Origin of the sequence: Aeromonas caviae, assembly GCF_000819785.1 — a bacterium.
GTDB lineage: Bacteria > Pseudomonadota > Gammaproteobacteria > Enterobacterales > Aeromonadaceae > Aeromonas > Aeromonas caviae.
The window spans coordinates 77962-97516 of the sequence record NZ_CDBK01000105.1; the positions used below are offsets into that span (position 1 = coordinate 77962).

16 protein-coding genes and 1 riboswitch are annotated in these 19555 nt (G+C 62.4%); of the genes, 10 read left to right on the forward strand and 6 right to left on the reverse strand.

Annotated features, from left to right (window positions below):
• Window position 1 precedes the first annotated feature (1 nt).
• Window positions 2–1210 (forward strand): flagellar hook-associated protein FlgL, encoded by a 1209-nt coding sequence (gene flgL / locus BN1120_RS18935; protein ID WP_010675285.1) that lies wholly within the window; start codon window positions 2–4, stop codon window positions 1208–1210.
• A gap of 177 nt (window positions 1211–1387) precedes the next feature.
• A riboswitch (M-box (ykoK) riboswitch) is annotated at window positions 1388–1557 on the forward strand.
• A 123-nt stretch (window positions 1558–1680) separates the two neighbouring features.
• Complete coding sequence (gene mgtE / locus BN1120_RS18940) at window positions 1681–3024, forward strand: magnesium transporter (protein WP_042017552.1); 1344 nt, start codon at window positions 1681–1683, stop codon at window positions 3022–3024.
• Between the two features lie 59 nt (window positions 3025–3083).
• Here mgtE and ppx read toward each other — a convergent pair whose 3' ends face one another.
• From ppx to BN1120_RS18955, 3 genes are all read right to left on the reverse strand, one after another.
• Window positions 3084–4574, reverse strand: a complete 1491-nt coding sequence (gene ppx, locus BN1120_RS18945) for an exopolyphosphatase (RefSeq protein WP_041214872.1) — start codon at window positions 4572–4574, stop codon at window positions 3084–3086.
• Complete coding sequence (gene ppk1, locus BN1120_RS18950) at window positions 4564–6633, reverse strand: polyphosphate kinase 1 (RefSeq protein ID WP_039040240.1); 2070 nt, start codon at window positions 6631–6633, stop codon at window positions 4564–4566. Before ppk1 ends, ppx begins: the two co-directional genes overlap by 11 nt.
• Before the next feature lie 76 nt (window positions 6634–6709).
• Window positions 6710–7222: a glycine cleavage system transcriptional repressor gene (locus BN1120_RS18955; protein WP_010675281.1), complete on the reverse strand. Its 513-nt coding sequence runs from the start codon at window positions 7220–7222 to the stop codon at window positions 6710–6712.
• A 258-nt stretch (window positions 7223–7480) separates the two neighbouring features.
• Here BN1120_RS18955 and BN1120_RS18960 point away from each other — a divergent pair, with 258 nt between their 5' ends.
• The 5 genes from BN1120_RS18960 to BN1120_RS18980 all read left to right on the forward strand — a co-directional run bounded on the left by BN1120_RS18960 (window position 7481) and on the right by BN1120_RS18980 (window position 13392).
• Entirely contained in the window at window positions 7481–8320 is an 840-nt protein-coding gene (locus BN1120_RS18960) for a DUF2726 domain-containing protein (protein ID WP_042017555.1), read from the forward strand.
• 239 nt (window positions 8321–8559) lie between these two features.
• Window positions 8560–9978: a sigma-54 dependent transcriptional regulator gene (locus BN1120_RS18965; protein WP_041213159.1), complete on the forward strand. Its 1419-nt coding sequence runs from the start codon at window positions 8560–8562 to the stop codon at window positions 9976–9978.
• A gap of 105 nt (window positions 9979–10083) precedes the next feature.
• A complete protein-coding gene (locus BN1120_RS18970; RefSeq protein ID WP_042017556.1) occupies window positions 10084–11118 on the forward strand; it encodes a sensor histidine kinase in 1035 nt (344 codons plus the stop codon).
• A 70-nt stretch (window positions 11119–11188) separates the two neighbouring features.
• Window positions 11189–12523: a sigma-54-dependent transcriptional regulator gene (locus BN1120_RS18975; RefSeq protein ID WP_042017557.1), complete on the forward strand. Its 1335-nt coding sequence runs from the start codon at window positions 11189–11191 to the stop codon at window positions 12521–12523.
• 107 nt (window positions 12524–12630) lie between these two features.
• On the forward strand, window positions 12631–13392 hold the full coding sequence (locus tag BN1120_RS18980; protein ID WP_010675276.1) for a Nif3-like dinuclear metal center hexameric protein: 762 nt from the start codon (window positions 12631–12633) through the stop codon (window positions 13390–13392).
• A gap of 114 nt (window positions 13393–13506) precedes the next feature.
• Here BN1120_RS18980 and purN read toward each other — a convergent pair whose 3' ends face one another.
• On the reverse strand, window positions 13507–14145 hold the full coding sequence (gene purN / locus BN1120_RS18985) for a phosphoribosylglycinamide formyltransferase (RefSeq protein WP_042017578.1): 639 nt from the start codon (window positions 14143–14145) through the stop codon (window positions 13507–13509).
• A 32-nt stretch (window positions 14146–14177) separates the two neighbouring features.
• Window positions 14178–15215: a phosphoribosylformylglycinamidine cyclo-ligase gene (purM, locus tag BN1120_RS18990; RefSeq protein WP_010675274.1), complete on the reverse strand. Its 1038-nt coding sequence runs from the start codon at window positions 15213–15215 to the stop codon at window positions 14178–14180.
• 176 nt (window positions 15216–15391) lie between these two features.
• Here purM and upp point away from each other — a divergent pair, with 176 nt between their 5' ends.
• The 3 genes from upp (at window position 15392) to hda (ending at window position 17991) form a co-directional block, all read left to right on the forward strand.
• Window positions 15392–16018, forward strand: a complete 627-nt coding sequence (upp, locus tag BN1120_RS18995; RefSeq protein ID WP_005302745.1) for a uracil phosphoribosyltransferase — start codon at window positions 15392–15394, stop codon at window positions 16016–16018.
• 140 nt (window positions 16019–16158) lie between these two features.
• Complete coding sequence (locus tag BN1120_RS19000) at window positions 16159–17187, forward strand: DUF2066 domain-containing protein (protein WP_042017558.1); 1029 nt, start codon at window positions 16159–16161, stop codon at window positions 17185–17187.
• 102 nt (window positions 17188–17289) lie between these two features.
• Window positions 17290–17991, forward strand: a complete 702-nt coding sequence (gene hda / locus BN1120_RS19005) for a DnaA inactivator Hda (protein WP_010675272.1) — start codon at window positions 17290–17292, stop codon at window positions 17989–17991.
• 206 nt (window positions 17992–18197) lie between these two features.
• Here hda and aceA read toward each other — a convergent pair whose 3' ends face one another.
• A complete protein-coding gene (gene aceA / locus BN1120_RS19010) occupies window positions 18198–19511 on the reverse strand; it encodes an isocitrate lyase (protein WP_041213155.1) in 1314 nt (437 codons plus the stop codon).
• Window positions 19512–19555 lie beyond the last annotated feature (44 nt).

Here is a 19555-nt window from a genome sequence, read left to right on the forward strand (position 1 = left end):
CATGCGCATCACCACCAACATGATCTATGACCGCAATCTTGCCTCCATGAGCAAGGTGAGCGAGCGCCAGAACACCGCCTACAACCAGTTGATGACGGGGGATAAATTCTCCCGTTCCGGGGAGGACCCGGCCGGTATGAGCCAGAAGATGGCGCTGACCAAGGAGATCGATCTCTTCAAGCAGTACGGCGTCAACGGCAGCCTGCTGGAGAACAGCCTTGGCCACGAGGAGACGGTGCTCACCTCCCTCAACAACGCCATGTTGAGTGCCCAGACCCTGATCCAGAAGGCGAACAACTCCGCCATGGGCTCCGAGGAGCGCAACGCCATCGCGAGCGAACTGGAGGGGCTGCAAAAGCAGATGTTCGACCTGATGAACAGCAAGAACTCCCAGGGGGAGTACATCTTCGGCGGCAATCAGAGCAAGACCCAGCCCTTCGTCAAGGATGCCAGCGGCAACTATGTGTTCCAGGGGGACACGGGGCAGCGCAACATCCAGGTCTCTCCCACGGTGCAGATCCCGGCCAACGACTCCGGTTTCGATCTGTTCGAGATGGTGGCGACCCGGCGCACCGCCAGCGCCGCCAGTGGCAACATCCAGGTGTCGGTGGCGGATCAGGGGAACTTCGAGAGTTTCTATCGCAACAACTATGATGCTTCCCTGCCGAGCAACCAGTATGCGGTCAGCACCCTGGCCGGGCCGCCGGACACCTACGAGATCCGTGACAGCGGTGGCACCCTGCTGCAAAGCGGCGACTATGTGGCGGGCAACAAGATCCCCTTCAACGGCCTGGCGCTCACCCTCGACCTCCCTGCGGGGTCGGCGACCCAGAACTTCGTGCTGGATACCCCGAAAAACGACAACATCCTCAATGGCATGTCCGATTTCATCTCCGCCATGCGCGATCCGACCCTGTCCGAGAGCGATTTCCAGCTGGCGGTCTCCGATGCCACCACCCACATGAGCAACGCCAGAACCAAGATAGACCGGGGACTGGGGGAGCTGGGGGGAAGGATGAACAGCCTGGAGCAGGTGATGAGCTCCAACGACGGACTCAGCACCCTGAACCAGCAGGCGCGGGCCAAGGTGTCCGAGGCGGACATGTACGAGGTGATCGCGGCCCTCTCCAAGGAGGATGCAGCCATGAGCGCCTCCCAGCTCGCCTTCAGCAAGATAAGCAAGCTGACCCTCTTCGACTATATCCGCTGACGTTCATCCGTTGACCGCAGGCTCCCCCGTGCCACGCACGGGGGAGCCTCGTTTCATGAAAGGCCCGCCGTCCGGCCAATTTGTAACAACCCGTTGCCAGGGGCCCGTTTGCCTTGACTCGACCTGCGCCTGGGCAGATGATGCCGCCCGCACGGTAGCGCCGTGCAATCAATGTTCGCAGCATCTCGTTAGGCGAGGCTCCTGCATAAACACAGGCCACTGATCTCACGACGTCCAGAGACGCCCAAGATCAGGACAGTTTTCATCGGATTAAGGTGTCAACCCAAGTGGCTTCCGGCATGCCGGATACGTTATGCAGTGCTAAAGCTGGTACGTGGGGATGAAAACACGCCGGACGGCGTCATTTCCTGCCTGTTACTCGTCAATCAAATTGCTGTTTTCTTGCCGTTGCATCCGGCCAGGTGCCGGAGGCGTTCAGGTTCGCCTGAAATCACATGAGGACATCTGTGATGAAGAAAACACACACCCTGCTCAATCGTCATCAACTGCTCGACCCGGTTGCCCTGCGCAACTGGCTGGCGCACAACCTGGATCCGGTGGCCCGTGCCGATCAGCTTCTGACCCTGCGCCCGGAAGAGCTCAACTGCATCTTCGATACCCTCTCCATGCCGGAAGGGGCGTCCTTGCTCGCCTCCCTCCCGGCGGAGTGTGCCGGCCATCTGCTGCTCAGGCTGCATGGCAGCATCGTGGGGATACTACAGGGCACCCTGGCCCGTCGGGACCTGCTGGCCATCCTGCGCAGGCTCGACGAGCACGATCGCAAGACTCTGCTCGCCCGGCTGCCAGACCCCGCCCGTAAAGCCTTCCAGTCCCTGCTGGCCTGGCCGAACGAGTCGGTGGGGGCCAACATGCGCCACGAATACCTGGCAGTGGAGGCCGATGCGACGGTGGAAAGCGCCAAGCAGCTGATCCACGGCGCCTGGGATCAGGCCAGGCTGTTCGGTCATCTCTATGTGGTTGACGGCGAGCAGCGCCTCCTTGGCAGCGTCTCCCTCAAGTCGTTGCTGATCGCCGATCCTCTGCTGCCGGTGGGGGAGCTGATGGAGGGGGAGGCGGTGCGCATCAACGCCCGGGCGGATCAGGAGCTGGCGGCCCGCCTGCTCATTGACCGCGACCTCTCGCTCCTGCCGGTGGAAGATCAGGGTCGTCTGGTGGGGGTCTTCCACGTGGACGATGCCGCCGACATTCTGGAGCTGGAGTCCACCGAGGATGCGGAGCTGCAAGGGGGCTCCTCGCCGCTGGATACCCCCTATCTGCAGGCCACCCCCTGGCAGTTGTGGCGCAAGCGGGTGGGCTGGCTGCTGATCCTGTTCGTGGCGGAAGCCTACACAGGCACCGTGCTGCGGGCCTTTGAAGAGCAGCTGGAGGCAGCCATCGCCCTGGCCTTCTTCATCCCGCTCCTCATCGGTACCGGTGGCAACAGCGGTACCCAGATCACCACCACCATAGTGCGTGCCATGGCGGTGGGGGAGGTGAGCCTGAAAAACCTCGGCACCGTGCTGAAAAAGGAGATCTCCACCGGTCTGCTCATCTCGGCCGCCATTGCGCTGGCGGCCTGGGTGCGGGCCTGGAGCCTGGGGGTGGGGCCCGAGATCGGCATGGTGGTGACCCTGACCATCGTCGCCATCGTGCTCTGGAGCGCCACTGTCGCCTCGGTGATCCCCATGGTGCTGCGTCGCTTTCGCATCGACCCGGCGGTGGTCTCCGCCCCCTTCATCGCCACCCTGGTGGACGGTACCGGCCTCATCATCTACTTCGAGATAGCCAAGCTGATCCTGCCGGATCTGCAGTAGGAAAAGACAAGAGACAAAAAAAGGCAGCCATCGGCTGCCTTTTTGCACAGAGGAGCGGATCACCCGAGCTGGAACAGCAGGGGCCAGCCCTGCTCGTGGCAGTAGCGGTGCTCCTTTTCCAGGTTCTGCATCAGCAACTTGTTCTCGTCGCACCAGTCGAGCGGCAGGGTGACCACCAGCTGATCCCCGGCGGCCTGCACGTTCCACTCGGGCAGCAGGTTGTCCTGACGCCTGTGGTGGGCCGCCACCGCGAGGCGCAGGATGCGGATGCAGCGCAGCACCGTCTGCTCGTCGTGGTTGGGCAGGGCCGGCAGCTCGGAGAGCTTGAGCCCCTTGCGATGAAAGCGCACCAGGGCCGCCAGCAAGGCCTGATCGTCCTGGTTGAAGCCGGGCAGGTCGGTGTTTTGCAAGATGTAGGCGGAGTGTTTGTGGATGCCGCTGTAGTTGATGGCAAGGCCGATTTCGTGCAACCGCGCCGCCCAGCCGAGGATGGCGCGATAGGGCTCTTCCGGCATCTCCCAGGGGCCGCTCAGGGCGTCGAACAGGGAGAGGACGCTGCTCTCCACCCGGGTGGCCTGGCGCTTGTCGATGCGATAGTGGGTGCTGAGTGCAAGCGCGGTGCGTTCGCGAATGTCGTGATGCTGCAGGCGCTCCTCGAACTCGTAGAGCAACCCTTCGCGCAGGGCGCCGTCGGAGTACTCCATTCGCTCGATGGGCAGGGAGGTGAAGAGCCCGAGCAGGATGGCCACCGCGGCGGCGAACACCCCCTGACGCTCCTCGGTGAGGCCCGCCAGCTTGAGCTGGTCGACCCGCTTGTGCTTGAGCATCTCTTCCTTCAGCCGCTCGAGTCCCGCCAGGGTGATGGCACCATCGGTCCACTCTTCCCCCTGCAACACGTCGCGCACGGTGCGGATGGAGCCCGAGCTGCCGAGGCAGCTCTGCCAGCCCAGCTTGCGGTACTGGTTGATGATGGGGGCGAGCTGATGCTGGGCTTCCAACACGGCGGCGTTGAAGGCCTTCTCGCCGAGCTTGCCGTTGCCAAAGAAGCTCTGGGTGAAGCTCACGCAGCCCATCTTGCGGCTGGTGAGCGCCTTGTGCTCAAACCCTTCGCCGATGATGAGCTCGGTGCTGCCGCCGCCGATGTCCACCACCAGCACCTGGCCCTCGATGTGCTGGGTATGAGCGACCCCCTGATAGATGAGGCGGGCCTCTTCCTGGCCGCTGATGATCTCGATGGGGTGGTTGAGCACCTTGGCCGCCTCGCGCACGAAGTCGCGGGCGTTGCTGGCGCGGCGCAATGTGTAGGTGCCGGCGATGCGGATCTGATCCGGCTTGATGTTGGTGAGCCGCTCGGCGAACAGGGCGAGGCAGTCCAGCCCGCGCGCCATGGCCTCCTGGGACATGCGGCGCTGCTCATCCATCCCTTCGGCGAGGCGCACTCGCTCCTTGATGCGATCGATGATCTGCATCCGCCCCTCGGTGAGGCGGGCAATGACCATGTGGAAGCTGTTCGAGCCCAGATCGACAGCGGCGTACAGACTATTGTCCATGGTTTGACTCTATGCGTTTGAGGTAGTCGTAAATCGCCACCTGGGAACGGACCTTGCGGCGGTTGCCCCGCTTCACGTACTCGTTCTTCTGGTCGGCATCGATCACCCGCGCCTTGCAGGTATCACTCAGTTGTAGCTCGAGAATGTCGAGGATGCGCTGCTTGAGCCGCTCGTCATAGATGGGGGTGCCCACCTCGATGCGACCGTCGATGTTGCGGCTCATCCAGTCGGCACTGGAGATATAGAGCTGGGGATTGCCCTTGTTGTGAAACACCATCACCCGCGGATGTTCGAGGAAACGGTCGATGATGCTGATGACCCGGATGTTGTCGCTCAGACCCGGCACCCCCGGGCGCAGGGCGCACATGCCCCGGATGATCATCTGGATGGGCACCCCGGCCTGGCCGGCGGCATAGAGCCGGTTGATGAGGTCTCTGTCCACCAGGTTGTTGATCTTGAGGGTGATACCGCTGGGTTGCCCCGCCTTGGCGTTGGTCAGCTCGTTGTCGATGAGGCGATAGAGCTGGCGGCGGCTGTTGATGGGGGAGACCAGCAGGTGGTTGAACTTGTAGCGCCGGTACGGGTACTCGATGTACTCGAACACGCTCTCCACCTCGGCGGTGATGTCCGGATGGCGGGTCAGCAGGGAGAAGTCGGTGTAGATCTTGGCGGTCTTCTCGTTGAAGTTGCCGGTCCCGATATGGGCGTAGCGCACCGCCTCGCCGTTCTCGTGGCGGGTTATGAGGCAGAGCTTGGAGTGGATCTTGAGGCTGGGCACCCCGAACACCACCTTGACGCCTGCGTCGGTCAGGATGTTGGCCCAGTCGATGTTGGCCGCCTCGTCGAAGCGGGCGCGCAGCTCCACCACCACGGTCACCTTCTTGCCGTTGTTGGCGGCGTCGATGAGGGAGTGGATGATCCGCGACTTCTTGGCCACCCGGTAGATGTTGATGCGAATGGCGCTGACCGCCGGGTCGAAGGCCGCCTGGCGCACCAGCTCGGTGAAGTGGTGGAACTTGTGGTACGGGTAGTAGAGCAGGATGTCCTGCTTGGCGATGGCGTCGAAGGCGTTGACGAAGCCGTCAAAGTCGCGGCAGTCCAGGGCCGGCAGCTTGGGGTTTTCCAGATAATCCCGGCCCACATTGGGGAAGCCGATGAAATCCTTGAAGTTGTGATAGCGCCCACCGGGCATGATGGCGTCGTAGGAGCTGATCTGCAGCTTGAGCTTCAAGAAGCTTATCATGGCAGCCGGCATCTCCCGCTCGTAGACGAAGCGCACCGGCATGGCAGTGAGGCGCTGTTTCAAGCCGTCACTCATCTTGTCCACCAGGCTCAAGTCCAGCTGGTCGGAGAGGTCATATTCGGCATCCCGGGTCAGCTTGACCGCGTAGGCGGCAATCTCGTCGTAGTCGAAGAAGCCCTTGAAGATCTCGTCCAGACAGAAGCGGATAACGTTGTCGAGGATGATGATCTGCTTCTTGCGACGGGTGCCCTCCGGCGGTAGCTGGAAGAAGCGGGGCAGATCGTCGGTGGGCACTTCCACCAGGGCGTACTGGATCACCTGGCCGTTCTTCTTCATCTCGATGGCGAGATAGGTGTGCTCGTCTTTCAGGAACTTGACCGGGTTGACCTCCTTGTTGAGGAGGATGGGGATGATGTGGCGCAGCACCTTTTCCCGGAAGAAGATCCGCAGCCACTGCTGGATGGACTCAGAGAGCTGGCTTTCGTTCACCAGGAAGATGTTGTGGCGGGCCAGCGCGATCAGCAGCTCCTTGTAGGTGTTGTCGAACGCCTCGCCGAGCGCCATCACCTTCTGCTGGATGGCGCGCAGCAGCACCTTGGCCTCGTCGTCGCCGCCGTGGACTTCGTTGATGAGGATGCGGCGCTTGACGTCCGACACCCGTACCTTGAAGAACTCGTCCTGATTGGAGGAGAAAATCCCGAGGAAGCGGACCCGCTCGATGAGGGGTACCGTCTTGTCCATCGCCTCTTGCAACACCCGTTCATTGAATGAGAGCCAGCTAAGCTCTTTCTCTTCATACTGCTTGTCGGTGCTCATCTGGTGCCTCTTTGCTCTGGTTGCGTCTGCGCGGAAGTTATGGCGTCAAACCATGACAAATTTATGACAGGCGACACTATTCGCTCAGATCCTGATCGATGTCGACGACGAGGTCGTCGGAGAGGGACTCCAGGGCCGTGACGAGATCGTCCAGTTCGAGCTGCGGCGGCAGGGCCACCAGAGCGTGGGCATAGAAGAGGGGGGCGCCTGAGTGGGGCGCAGGTTCGCAACCTGTGGTGAGGTCGGCGACGTTAATGTTGAGTTGGCGCAGGATGCTGGCCACTTCATGGACGATGCCCGGTCTGTCGTTGCCGGTGACGCTCAGCATCACCTGATGGGCCGGTTGCGGGCTGAGCTGCCCTTCGGCGAAGCTCACGGTGAGGCCAGGCAGCATCACCAGGGCCTCGCACAGGCTGCGGTAATGCTCGTCAGGCACGGCGACGTGCAAAATGCCGGCAAATTGCCCCGCCAGCTCGCTCATGGAGCTGGCCAGCCAGTTGCCCTGCTGCCGGGTGATGGTATCGGCCAGGCTCTCGACGATCCCGGGTTTGTCTGCGCCGATCACGGTGACGACCAATTGCTTTTGCATCCTGCTCTCCTTGAATGGGGCTGCGTGGGGTCCGTTGACGCCTGGCGGTGACGGGGAGTGCGCCAGAACGTCCATGGGCTCTAGCATTGTGCCTGCTGTGACAGGCCATATGAAGCCCGCCTTGCGCAAATTCAGTGAAAAAACGTGAATGCCGGGACGGGCTTGATTTCTGCGCTGCCTGAGTCGCTTTCCCCGTGGTAGAGTGTGCCCCTTCCTCTGGTGTGAACTGAATTTGTCTTGTAAACGGGATGTGCGTGTATGAATAGCCTTGTCGTATCGGGAGCCGTGTTGCTGGGGTTGCTCCTGCTGGTGATCGTCTGGCGCAGGGAGAAAGGGGGCAAAGCCGAGCCCTATGATCTGCAGGAAACCTTGATGAGCCCAGCGGAGCGCACCTTCTTCGGGGTGCTGGATCAGGCGGTGGGGGACAAGGCCCGTGTCTTTGCCAAGGTACGAGCCTCCTATGTGCTGACGCCCGAGGCGCACCTTGGCAAGGGCAAGCGCCAGCAGGCGCTCGGCAAGATAGGGGAGAAGCACTTCGATTTTCTGCTCTGCCACCCGGCGGATCTCTCTTTCCTGTGTGCCGTGGAGCTGGATGACGAGGGGCACCGCCACCAGAAGCGCAAGGCGCGGGATCTTTTCCTGAAGGCGGCCTGCGATGGCGCCGGTCTGCCGCTGTTGCAGATCCCGGCCAGCAGCCACTACCAGGTCGACGAGTTGCGGGAGCAACTGCTGCCCCTGCTGGCGAGAACGACGGCGCCGGTGGATGACCTGCTGCCCGGCGAGCGCCGCGAACCGACCTTCAGCCCGCTGCTGCTCGATGGTGTCGATCTGGGCACGTCACACCCGGGGGTTGCCAGGGAGCCCCAGGTGCCGCCCTCCCAGGCCGAAGAGGCAATGCCCGTGTTGATGGAGGAGAATCCCTTCCTCGATCCGGATGAGGAGGAGCCCCGGGAGACGATCCCCCATTGCCCCCGCTGTGCCGCGCCCCTGGTGGCACGGGAAGCACGAAAGGGTCCCCACGCCGGTCGCCTGTTCCTCGCCTGCAGCCGGTTTCCCGAGTGCCGCTATGCCGCTCCCCAGGAGAGCGTGAAGCACTGATCCCTCCTCTGACGCCGCCCCCTGTCGGCGTCATTCTTTTCCCTTCGCTGGTTTTCATCCGATACTCAATCTGGCTGGAAGCGTGATCCCCGTCCCGCCAGGGTCCGGGAGGATGCGACAAGTTTTGACAATCCGCCAGAATTTTGGCACTTTGTCCCCCTTATGACACAGTGCGAAATTGGTTTTAATAAGCACTTAAAAAACAATAACTTGGCGTCAGGTGTGAAAATATGGATAGGATGGCTATGGGTGTGCTGCTTGTTGATGCCGATGATGTGCGGCGCCAGCAACTGGGGACTGTGCTCTCCTTCATGGGGATCCCCTGGCAGGAGGTGGTGGAGAGCGATCTCGATGTGGCCATCGAGACTGCCGGGCCCTTGCAGGGGATTCTGGCCGGGGAACTGCGCGAGCGCGCCCTGAGTGAGCTGCTTGCCGCCCATCCTCGTCTGCCCTTCCTCTCCCTGATGCCGGCGAGCCATGGTTGCAGCAACTTCATCGGGGTGGCCGAGGCCCCCTTTACCTATGAGTCCCTCACCCGTCATCTGCACTTCTGCCAGGCCTTCATCTCCCTGCATCCCCGTCATCAGACTCACGACAAGGGTCAGACCCTGCTGCGCCTGCTGGTGGGCAAGGGGAGGGGCATTCAGGAGGTGCGCCGTCTCATCGGCCAGGTGGCCGAGACCGACGCCAACGTACTGATCCTCGGTGAGTCCGGGACTGGCAAGGAGGTGGTGGCTCGCGCCATCCACGAGCTGTCCGCCCGAAGCGCGGGCCCCTTCGTGCCCATCAACTGCGGCGCCATTCCGGCTGAACTGCTCGAGAGCGAGCTGTTCGGTCACGAGAAGGGGGCCTTCACCGGTGCCATTGCCGCCCGGCGCGGCCGCTTCGAACTGGCCCAGGGGGGCACCCTCTTCCTCGACGAAATCGGCGATATGCCGCTGCCGATGCAGGTCAAGTTGCTGCGGGTGCTGCAGGAGCGCCAGTTCGACCGGGTTGGGGGCGGCAAGGCCGTCCAGGCCGATGTGAGGGTGATCGCGGCGACCCACCGGGATCTGGAAGCCATGATCCGCACCCAGGCATTTCGCGAAGATCTCTACTACCGCCTCAATGTGTTCCCCATCGAGACGCCCCCCCTGCGGGATCGGGCCGACGACATCCCGCTGCTGCTGCAGGAGCTGCTCAATCGCCATGCCGAACAGCACAAGGGGATCATCCGTCTGACCCAGCGCGCCATGGAGTCCCTGATGCAGTACGCCTGGCCCGGCAACGTACGCGAGCTGTCCAACCTCATCGAGCGCCTGCTCATCCTCTATCCGAACCAGATCGTCGATGTGGCGGATCTGCCCGGCCGCTATCGCCTGCTGCCCTGCGAGCCACGAGATGAACGGCTCACCGAGATGGACGAGCGGGACGCCTTGGCTGCCGTGTTTCAGTCCCCACCAGAGCTGGATCCCGGCATCGCCATGCCCCTGCCCATGCAGTTGCCCCAGGAAGGAGTCAACCTCAAGGAGATGCTGGCCGACCTCGAGGTGGAGCTGATCCGCCAGGCCCTGGAGTCCCAGGACGGGGTGGTGGCCCGCGCCGCCGACCTGCTCAGCATGCGCCGCACCACCCTGGTGGAGAAGATGAAGAAGTACGGCATGAGCAAGGACAATTGAGGTCAATGCTTTGACGCATTGACCCAATACATTGATAAATAACGTCTATTTTGCTGGCATGGAAATTGAATAAGCTGACTCAATCGCCCGTTTGAGGTCAGCTTTATGACAATCTTGCAGCAGGATGCCCCCCTCCAGTCACATGAAGTGAGTCAGCTTTACGCCATCTTCACGGCGCTGCCGACCGGCGTGCTGCTGCTCGATGGCGAGGGGCTGATCACCCGCGCAAACCCTGCCGCCCTGGCGCTGCTGGGGGAGCCACTGGAGGGCCTCTCCTGGCGCCAGATCATCGCCCGCTGCTTCGAACCCCGTGAGGATGACGGTCACGAGATCTCCTTGCGAGACGGCCGTCGGGTCCAGCTGTCGACCCAGCCGCTGCCGGATCAGCCCGGCCAACTGGTGTTCATTACCGACTTGACCGAGACCCGCCAGTTGCAGGACAGGGTCAACCACATGAAGCGCCTCTCCGCCCTTGGCAACATGGCGGCTTCTCTGGCGCACCAGATCCGCACCCCGCTCTCCGCCGCCATGCTCTATGCGGCCAACCTGGCCAACCGCACCCTCAAGCCTGAATCCCGCAGCCAGTTCCAGCAAAAATTGATGGCCAGGTTGCAAGACCTGGAAAAACAGATCAACGACATCCTGCTGTTTGCCCGCAATGGCGACAACCAGGTGGTGGCACCCCTCTCGGTGCAGGGCTTGCTGGCGGAAGTGCAGGCGGGGGCCGAAGCCTTCTGCCAGCAGCAGGGCTGCGTCTTGCATCTGGAGGCCCCTGAGCCTGATCTCTGTCTGCTTGCCAACAGCAGTGCCCTGGCGGGGGCCATCAACAACCTTATCGCCAATGCCCGGCAGGCCGGCGCCGATTCGCTCCTGGTGAGCGCTGTGCGCAGCGGCAACCGGGTAGAGATGCGGGTCATCGACAACGGCAAGGGAATGGCCCCCTCCCTGCTTAACCAGATCTTCGAACCCTTCTTTACCACCCGATCCCAGGGCACGGGCCTCGGTCTTGCGGTGGTGCAGTCGGTGGTACGAGCCCATCAGGGGGAGGTAAGCGTGGCCTCGGTCCCTGGCGAGGGCACCTGTTTTACCCTGTCCTTCCCCCTGCATCAGCAACAGGTTCAGTTGGGGGGCGTGGCATGAGGCGCGCAAAAGCCGGAGCGCCGGTGAAGATGAATCTCGACAAGGCCATGTTGGTTGTAGGAGGTGTGGCATGACCCAGGCTCGCATTCTGGTGGTGGAAGATGACAACGGCCTGCGCGAGGCGCTGGTGGATACCCTGCTGCTCGGTGGCTATGAGTGCCGCGAGGTGGACAGCGGCGAGCGGGCCCTGCTTGCCCTGTCCCGTCAGCGCTTTGACATGGTGATCTCCGACATCCAGATGGGGGGCATGGATGGTCTGACTCTGCTCGCCAACATCCGCCAGCAATATCCCCAGGTGCCTGTGCTCCTGATGACTGCCTACGCCAACATCGACGGGGCGGTGCGCGCCATGCGCGAGGGGGCGATCGACTATCTGGCCAAGCCCTTCTCCCCCGAGGTGCTGCTCAACCAGGTCAGCCGTTATGTGCCGGCCCAGAAGGTGGAGAAACGGGCCGTGGTGTACGGGGACCCCAGGACTGCGGAGCTGTTCCAGCTGGCGACCCGGGTGGCCAGAAGCGAAGCCACCGTCATGGTGACCGGACCGAGCGGGACGGGCAAGGAGGTGCTGGCTCGCTACATTCACGACCACTCCAGCCGGGCAGAGCAGGCCTTCGTCGCCATCAACTGCGCCGCCATTCCGGAGAACATGCTGGAAGCGACCCTGTTTGGCTACGAGAAGGGCGCTTTTACCGGTGCGGTGCAGGGGTGCCCTGGCAAGTTCGAGCAGGCTCAGGGAGGAACCCTGCTGCTCGACGAAATCACCGAGATGGATCTGGGGCTGCAGGCCAAGCTGCTGCGGGTCTTGCAGGAGAAAGAGGTGGAGCGGCTCGGCAGCCGCAAGATGATCCCCCTCGATGTGCGGGTCATTGCCACCAGCAACCGGGATCTGAAAAAAGCGGTGCAGGACGGGCAGTTCCGCGAAGATCTCTACTACCGCCTCAACGTCTTCCCCCTGCGCTGGACGGCGCTCTGGGAGCGCCCGGGGGACATTCTTCCCCTGGCGGAGCATCTGCTGGCGCTGCATGCCAGCCAGATGGGGCTGCCGACGCCGCAGCTCGCAGAGGACGCCCGAGAGCGTCTGATGGTTCACCCCTGGCCCGGCAACGTGCGCGAGCTCGACAACGTGGTTCAGCGCGCCTTGATCCTCTGTCCAGATGGCCTCATCGACTGTGAGCACCTGATCCTGGAGGAGACGGACGAGACCCTGGTGCGCCCGCTCGAGCGGCTGTCAGGGGAGGGGCTCGGCGGCGAACTCAAGCAGCAGGAGCACCAGATCATTCTGGACACCCTGCAGGAGTGCAACGGCAGTCGCAAAGCGGTGGCCGACAAGCTCGGCATCAGCCCGCGCACCCTGCGCTACAAGCTGGCCCAGATGCGTGACGCCGGCATCGAGCTGCCCGCCTAGGCCTGACAGGCGCATGGCCTTGCCGGTCCGGCTCGATTATCATGGGCCCTGACGATCGGAATCCGGCTCCCCGCACAGTACGTGGGGAGCCCAGCTAGGAGACCCCCATGATCTCTCATCGTAAACTGGAAAGCCTGCTCAACCACCTGCTCGAACCCCATGCCATCAAGGATTACTGCCCCAACGGCCTGCAGGTGGAGGGGCGCGAGCGCATTCGCAAGGTGGTGACCGGCGTCACCGCCAGCCAGGCCCTCATCGATGCCGCCGTGGCCGCCGATGCTGACGCCATCCTGGTCCATCACGGCTACTTCTGGAGCGGCGAGCCGGCCCAGATCACCGGCATGAAGCAGCGTCGTCTCAAGACCCTGCTGACCCACGACATCAACCTGTTTGCCTACCACCTGCCGCTGGACGTGCACCCCGAGGTGGGGAACAACGCCCAGCTTGCCAGGCTGCTTGGCATCAAGGTGCGTCGCGGCCTCGAACCCTGGAACAGCAAGAGCGTCGCCATGGTGGGCAAGCTGGAGGAGCCCATGAGCGGCAGCGATTTTGCCAAGCTGATTGCCGAGCGTCTCGGTCGCGAGCCGCTTCATTGTGGTGACAGTGGTCCCGAGCTCATCCGCTCCGTGGCCTGGTGCACCGGCGGTGGTCAGAGCTACATCAGCCAGGCGGCGGAGCAGGGCATCGATGCCTTCATCTCCGGCGAAGCCTCCGAGCAGACCATTCACACCGCCCGGGAGATGGGCATGCACTTCTACGCCGCAGGCCACCACGCCACCGAACGTTACGGCGTCAAGGCGCTGGGAGAGTGGCTCGCCACCGTACACGGGTTGGAGGTGACCTTTATCGATATCGACAATCCGGTGTAGGGCCGATTAGCCGCGCAGCGGCGTCATCGGACGTGATGACAGCCATTGCGCTGGTCGATGGAAATGACAAGGGAGGCCTGAGCCTCCCTTGTTGTGTCTTACTGCTGCTAGCGGTTACTCGCTGGCATAGCCTGCCAGGCCAAGCTGCTTGCCATCGAGGAAGGCAGACCCTTCTCGCATCTGCAAGCGCCCTTCACAGAACCACTGCACCACCAGGGGGTAGATGCTGTGTTCCTGTACCTGGACTCGGGCGGCGACCTCGTCGGCACTGTCCCCTTCGAAGATGGGGACCCGTGCCTGGAGGATCACCGGGCCGCCGTCGAGCTCTTCGGTGACGAAGTGGACGCTGGCGCCGTGCTCGTCATCACCGGCCTCGATGGCGCGCTGGTGGGTGTGCAGACCCTGGTATTTCGGCAGCAACGAGGGGTGGATGTTGATCATCCTCCCGGCGAAGTGACGCACGAGGTCGGCGCTCAGGATCCGCATAAAGCCGGCCAGCACCACCAGATCCGGCTGATAATCCGCCATCAGGGCCAGCAGGGCGGCATCATACTCCTCCCGGCTGGCGAACTGCTGCTGGGCCAGGATGGCGGTTGCCACCCCGGCTTCCCTGGCACGCACCAGGCCATAGGCATCAGCCTTGTTGCTGATGACGCCGACCACCTGACCGGCAATCTTGCCGCCGGCACAGCCGTCGAGGATGGCCTGCAGGTTGCTGCCGCTGCCTGAGATGAGGACGAGGATGCGTTTCATAGGGGAGGTCATCTGGCCGTTGATCCGATCATTCATTGAATGATGACCTGCTCCTCACCATCGGCCGCCTTGGCGATGTGGCCGATGTGCCAAGCGTTCTCGCCTTCGGCCTTGAGCAGGGCCAGCGCCTTGTCCAGCTGATCCGCCGGCAGGGCGATGATCATGCCGACGCCGCAGTTGAAGGTGCGATACATCTCGTGGCGGGTGACGTTGCCTGCCTGTTGCAGCCAGCTGAACACCGCCGGCCACTGCCAGCTCTGCTCGTCGATGACCGCCTGGGTGTTGGCGGGCAGCACGCGCGGGATGTTCTCCCAGAAGCCGCCGCCGGTGATGTGGGACAGGGCGTGGATCTCGCACTCCTTGATGAGCTTGAGCACGGGCTTCACGTAGATGCGGGTCGGCTCCAGCAGGGCGTTGGCCAGGGTGGTATCACCCAGCGGCTGCTGCACGTCGGCCTTGGAGACTTCCAGGATCTTGCGAATGAGGGAGAAGCCGTTGGAGTGGGGACCGCTGGCGGCCAGGGCGATCAGGGCATCCCCTTCGCCAACTTTGCTGCCGTCGATGATCTCGCTCTTTTCCACCACGCCGACGCAGAAACCGGCGATGTCGTAATCTTCCCCTTCATACATGCCAGGCATTTCGGCAGTTTCACCGCCGACCAGAGCACAGCCGGACTGTTCGCAGCCGGCGCCGATGCCGGTGACCACGGCAGCGGCAGTGTCCACGTCCAGTTTGCCGGTGGCATAGTAGTCGAGGAAGAAGAGGGGCTCGGCGCCCTGCACGATGAGGTCATTGACGCACATGGCGACCAAGTCGATCCCCACGGTGTCGTGCTTCTTCAGGTCGATGGCCAGACGCAGCTTGGTGCCCACCCCGTCGGTACCGGAGACCAGTACCGGTTCCTTGTAGCCAGCAGGGATTTGACACAGGGCCCCAAAGCCGCCAAGACCACCAAGGACTTCAGGACGACGAGTGCGTTTTGACACGCCCTTGATACGTTCAACCAGTGCATTGCCGGCATCGATATCTACGCCAGCATCCTTGTAGCTCAGTGAGGTTTTGTCAGTCACGCGTATTCCCCGTCATATAAAGAAGTGGAGGGTAAAATTCGGGGCGTATTCTACCAGCGGGCACGAAAAACCAGAAAGAAAATCGTTTGCGCGTTTTTGAATCGAAAAGCTCTACAAGCAGTGGCTTTTGTTGTATGATTCCGCGATTTTTTTGGCGCCGGTTAGAGGAGATAATAATGAAAGTCGTTGAAGTCAAACACCCCCTGGTCAAGCACAAGATCGGCCTGATGCGCGAAGGCGACATCAGCACCAAGCGTTTCCGTGAACTGGCCAAGGAGGTGGGCAGTTTGTTGACCTACGAAGCGACCTCTGACTTCGAAACCGAAAAAGTGACCATCGATGGCTGGAACGGCCCTGTGGAAGTAGACCAGATCAAGGGCAAGAAGGTCACCGTCGTGCCCATCCTGCGCGCCGGTCTTGGCATGATGGATGGCGTGCTGGAGCACATGCCGAGCGCCCGCGTCAGCGTGGTTGGTATCTATCGCGATGAAGAGACCCTGCAGCCTGTCCCCTACTTCGAGAAGATCGTCAGCAACATCGAAGAGCGTCTGGCCCTGGTCATCGACCCCATGCTGGCCACCGGCGGCTCCATGATCGCCACCATCGATCTGCTCAAGAAGAAAGGTTGCCAGTCCATCAAGGTGCTGGTGCTGGTTGCCGCCCCCGAAGGCATCAAGGCCCTGGAAGCCGCTCACCCGGACGTGGAGCTGTTCTGTGCCTCCATCGACCAGGGGTTGAACGAGAAAGGCTATATCGTCCCGGGTCTGGGGGATGCTGGCGACAAGATCTTCGGCACCAAATAAGCATCACCCCATCGCCGCGCCCAAGGCGCGCAAACGGAGCCGGCACCCTGCCGGCTCCGCTGTTTCTCCCCCCTTTGCTTGCTGCCATGCGCGCCTTGCCGCTACCATAAGCACCATCCCCCATTTCGAGAATCTTCTTTATGCTGAAACGCTTAGCGACTCTCCTCTGCTGCTGTCTGCCACTCGTGGTGTCGGCCGCCCAGGTAACCGACCTCTATCAGGGCAAGGCTCCCACCAGTGGCGACATGACGGCCGCCCAGTCCCAGGCGCTGGGGGATGTGCTCGTCAAGGTGACGGGCAAGCGCGATATCCTCACCCAGCCGGATGTGGTGAAGGCCCTGGCGGCGCCGGCGGATTACGTGCAGCAATACAGCTATCAGGACATCGGCTCGGTCAAGTTTCTCAAGGCGGATTTCAATGTGGCCAAGGTGAACGCCCTGGTTGGCCAGAGCAAGTTTGCCCTGCTTGGCCCGGTGCGGCCGCAGGTCGCCATCTGGCTGGTGGTCGACGAAGGGGAGCGGCGCATACTGCCGGATCAGTCCGGCGATGGCTGGTCCGAGGCGCTGCGTGCCCAGACCCAGGCCATGGGGCTGCCGGTCAGTCTCCCGCTGATGGACTTGGATGACAACATGGCGGTCAATGCCACCGATGTCTGGGGCCGCTTTGCCGATCCCGTGCTCAAGGCGAGCCAGCGTTACGGCGCTGAAATGGTGGTGCTCGGCAAACTGAGCCCGGAGGGGGAGGCCTGGAGCATCGACTGGGGTCTTTATGGGTCCAAGCCGGGGGCGCAGGCAGGAGAGCTGACCGAGCTGACCAAGGGCTCGGGTTCAGGTACCCAGGCCGAGGTGGCAAAGGGCTTTGCCGATGCCCTGGCCGGTTGGCTGGTGCAGCAGTACGGTACCCGTCTCTCCGGTGTCGCTTCCAGCCAGACCCTGGTGGTGGAGGGGCTGTCCGATATCGATGGCATGATCCAGATCCAGAAGCTGCTGCAGGGGATGGCCAGTGTCACCAAGGTGGCCATCGGCAAGTTGGAAGGGGACAAGGTGACCTTCAACCTCTCGCTGCAGGGGGACAAGGCCGAGCTGGTGAGGGGGTTGCAACTTGAGAGCCGCCTGCATCAGGTGGAAGACAACGAGAGCGGCCTGCGCTATCAATGGTCGCAGCCCTGATCCCGGGGAAGGATCCTGACCGCCCGGCATGGTCCGGGCGGTTCTCTATCTGCCCCGCTGGTGATACACTTGCCCGCAAATATCACAGTCAAAGCCCAACGAGTGAAGCAACCGGCCCAACTGTCTTTAGCCGTACAACTACCGGATGATGAAACCTTCGTCAGTTTTTATCCCGGCAACAACGCCCATCTGATCACCGCCCTCAAGAATGCGGCCATCGGTCAGGGCTCGCCCTTCCTCTATTTCTGGGGAGCCAAGGGGTCGGGCCGCTCCCATCTGCTCCATGCTACCTGTGCCGAGGTCAACGCCCGCGACGCGGCGGCGGCCTATCTCTCCCTCGATCAGTTCGAACAGCTCGACCCCAGCATGCTCGATGCTTTGGAGAGCCTGCCCCTGGTCTGTCTTGACAGCCTGGAGGCGATCGCCGGCAACGCCCTGTGGGAGCGGGCCCTGTTCGACTTCTACAATCGCTGGAAGGAGAAGGGGGAGGGGACGCTCATCGTTACCGGCTGCAGCGCGCCACGCAAGCTGGGGCTGCAACTGCCGGATCTCGCGTCCCGTCTCGACTGGGGAGTGAGCTTCCACCTCGACGAGCTGGACGACGAGGGCAAACTCAGCGCCCTGCAACTGCGCGCCGAGCTGCGGGGTTTCAAGCTGCCCATCGACGTGGGCCGTTTCCTGCTCAACCGCCTCTCCCGCGACATGCGCACCCTGCTTGCCACCCTCAATCGTCTCGACAACGCCTCCTTCCGTGCCAAGCGCAAGCTGACCATCCCTTTCGTCAAAGAGATCCTCGAGCTCTGAAAACCTATCCCATTAGGCTATCTTATTCGCCATTTTGAACCTGGGCAGTGCTCGAAATCCTCACGTACTACAGTACGCTCCGGTTTCTGCGCGCTGTCCGTGTTCAAACTGCCTTCAACGATTACGCCTACTGGGAGAGGTTCTAAGCCCCATAACGACAAACCCCGGGACTTGGCCGGGGTTTGTTTGCGAGCATTACACAGCTATCAGTGGAACTGATCTTCTTCGGTCGAGCCGGTCAGCGCGGTCACCGACGACTGGCCGCCCTGAATGACGGTGGTCACCTTGTCGAAGTAACCGGTACCCACTTCCTGCTGGTGTGCCACGAAGGTGTAGCCCCGCTCGGCGGCGGCGAATTCCGGCTGCTGCACCATCTCGACATAGTGCTTCATTCCCTCGCCACGGGCGTACTGGTAGGCCAGCTCGTACATGTGGAACCACATGTTGTGGATACCCGCCAGGGTGATGAACTGGTACTTGTAGCCCATGTCGGAGAGCTCCTGCTGGAAGCGGGCGATGGTGGCATCGTCCAGGTTCTTCTTCCAGTTGAAGCTCGGGGAACAGTTGTAGGCCAGGATCTTGTCCGGGTACTGGGCCTTGATGGCCTCGGCAAATTTTCGCGCCTCGTCCAGATCGGGCTTGGCGGTCTCGCACCACACCATGTCGGCGTAAGGGGCGTAGGCCAGGCCGCGGGAGATGGCCTGCTCGATGCCGGCCTGCACCTTGTAGAAGCCCTCACTGGTGCGCTCACCGGTCAGGAAGCCGGCATCGTAGGGATCGGCATCCGTGGTCAGCAGATCCGCTGCGTTGGCGTCGGTGCGGGCGATGACCAAGGTGGTGGTGCCGCAGACATCTGCCGCGAGGCGAGCCGCGACAAGCTTTTGCACCGCTTCCTGGGTCGGGACCAGTACCTTGCCGCCCATGTGGCCGCACTTTTTCACGGACGCGAGCTGATCTTCGAAGTGCACGCCGGCGGCGCCCGCTTCAATCATCCCCTTCATCAGTTCGAAGGCGTTCAGCACGCCGCCGAAACCGGCTTCCGCATCCGCTACGATGGGCAGGAAGTAGTCGATGAAGCCTTTGTCCTCTGGTCCAACCTTGTTGGCCCACTGGATCTGGTCGGCCCGGGCGAAGGAGTTGTTGATGCGCTCCACCACGGAGGGGACGGAGTTGGCCGGGTAGAGGGACTGATCCGGGTACATGGTGGAGGAGAGGTTGTTGTCCGCCGCCACCTGCCAGCCGGAGAGATAGATGGCTTCGATGCCGGCCTTGGCCTGCTGCACCGCCTGGCCGCCGGTCAGGGCGCCGAGGCAGTTTACATAGCCTTTCTTGGCGCCGCCGTGGATCAGCTCCCACAGTTTGTCGGCGCCGCGTTGGGCCAGAGTGTGTGCCGGCTGCAGGCTGCCACGCAGGTTCACCACGTCCTCGGCGCTGTAGCCGCGCTTGATCCCTTTCCAGCGGGGGTTTTCTGCCCAGTCTTTCTCGATAGCCTGGATCTGTTGCTCACGGGTCAGTGCCATATCAGTTCCCTCTTTCATTGATTTCACGTTTCCATTGACTTGTT

Excerpts from the sequence above, each read along its gene's own strand:
- flgL (WP_010675285.1), top strand. The coding sequence starts at position 2 with ATGCGCATCACCACCAACATGATCTATGACCGCAATCTTGCCTCCATG.
- mgtE (WP_042017552.1), top strand. The coding sequence starts at position 1,681 with ATGAAGAAAACACACACCCTGCTCAATCGTCATCAACTGCTCGACCCG.
- ppx (WP_041214872.1), bottom strand. The coding sequence starts at position 4,574 with ATGGACAATAGTCTGTACGCCGCTGTCGATCTGGGCTCGAACAGCTTC.
- ppk1 (WP_039040240.1), bottom strand. The coding sequence starts at position 6,633 with ATGAGCACCGACAAGCAGTATGAAGAGAAAGAGCTTAGCTGGCTCTCA.
- BN1120_RS18955 (WP_010675281.1), bottom strand. The coding sequence starts at position 7,222 with ATGCAAAAGCAATTGGTCGTCACCGTGATCGGCGCAGACAAACCCGGG.
- BN1120_RS18960 (WP_042017555.1), top strand. The coding sequence starts at position 7,481 with ATGAATAGCCTTGTCGTATCGGGAGCCGTGTTGCTGGGGTTGCTCCTG.
- BN1120_RS18965 (WP_041213159.1), top strand. The coding sequence starts at position 8,560 with ATGGCTATGGGTGTGCTGCTTGTTGATGCCGATGATGTGCGGCGCCAG.
- BN1120_RS18970 (WP_042017556.1), top strand. The coding sequence starts at position 10,084 with ATGACAATCTTGCAGCAGGATGCCCCCCTCCAGTCACATGAAGTGAGT.
- BN1120_RS18975 (WP_042017557.1), top strand. The coding sequence starts at position 11,189 with ATGACCCAGGCTCGCATTCTGGTGGTGGAAGATGACAACGGCCTGCGC.
- BN1120_RS18980 (WP_010675276.1), top strand. The coding sequence starts at position 12,631 with ATGATCTCTCATCGTAAACTGGAAAGCCTGCTCAACCACCTGCTCGAA.
- purN (WP_042017578.1), bottom strand. The coding sequence starts at position 14,145 with ATGAAACGCATCCTCGTCCTCATCTCAGGCAGCGGCAGCAACCTGCAG.
- upp (WP_005302745.1), top strand. The coding sequence starts at position 15,392 with ATGAAAGTCGTTGAAGTCAAACACCCCCTGGTCAAGCACAAGATCGGC.
- BN1120_RS19000 (WP_042017558.1), top strand. The coding sequence starts at position 16,159 with ATGCTGAAACGCTTAGCGACTCTCCTCTGCTGCTGTCTGCCACTCGTG.
- aceA (WP_041213155.1), bottom strand. The coding sequence starts at position 19,511 with ATGGCACTGACCCGTGAGCAACAGATCCAGGCTATCGAGAAAGACTGG.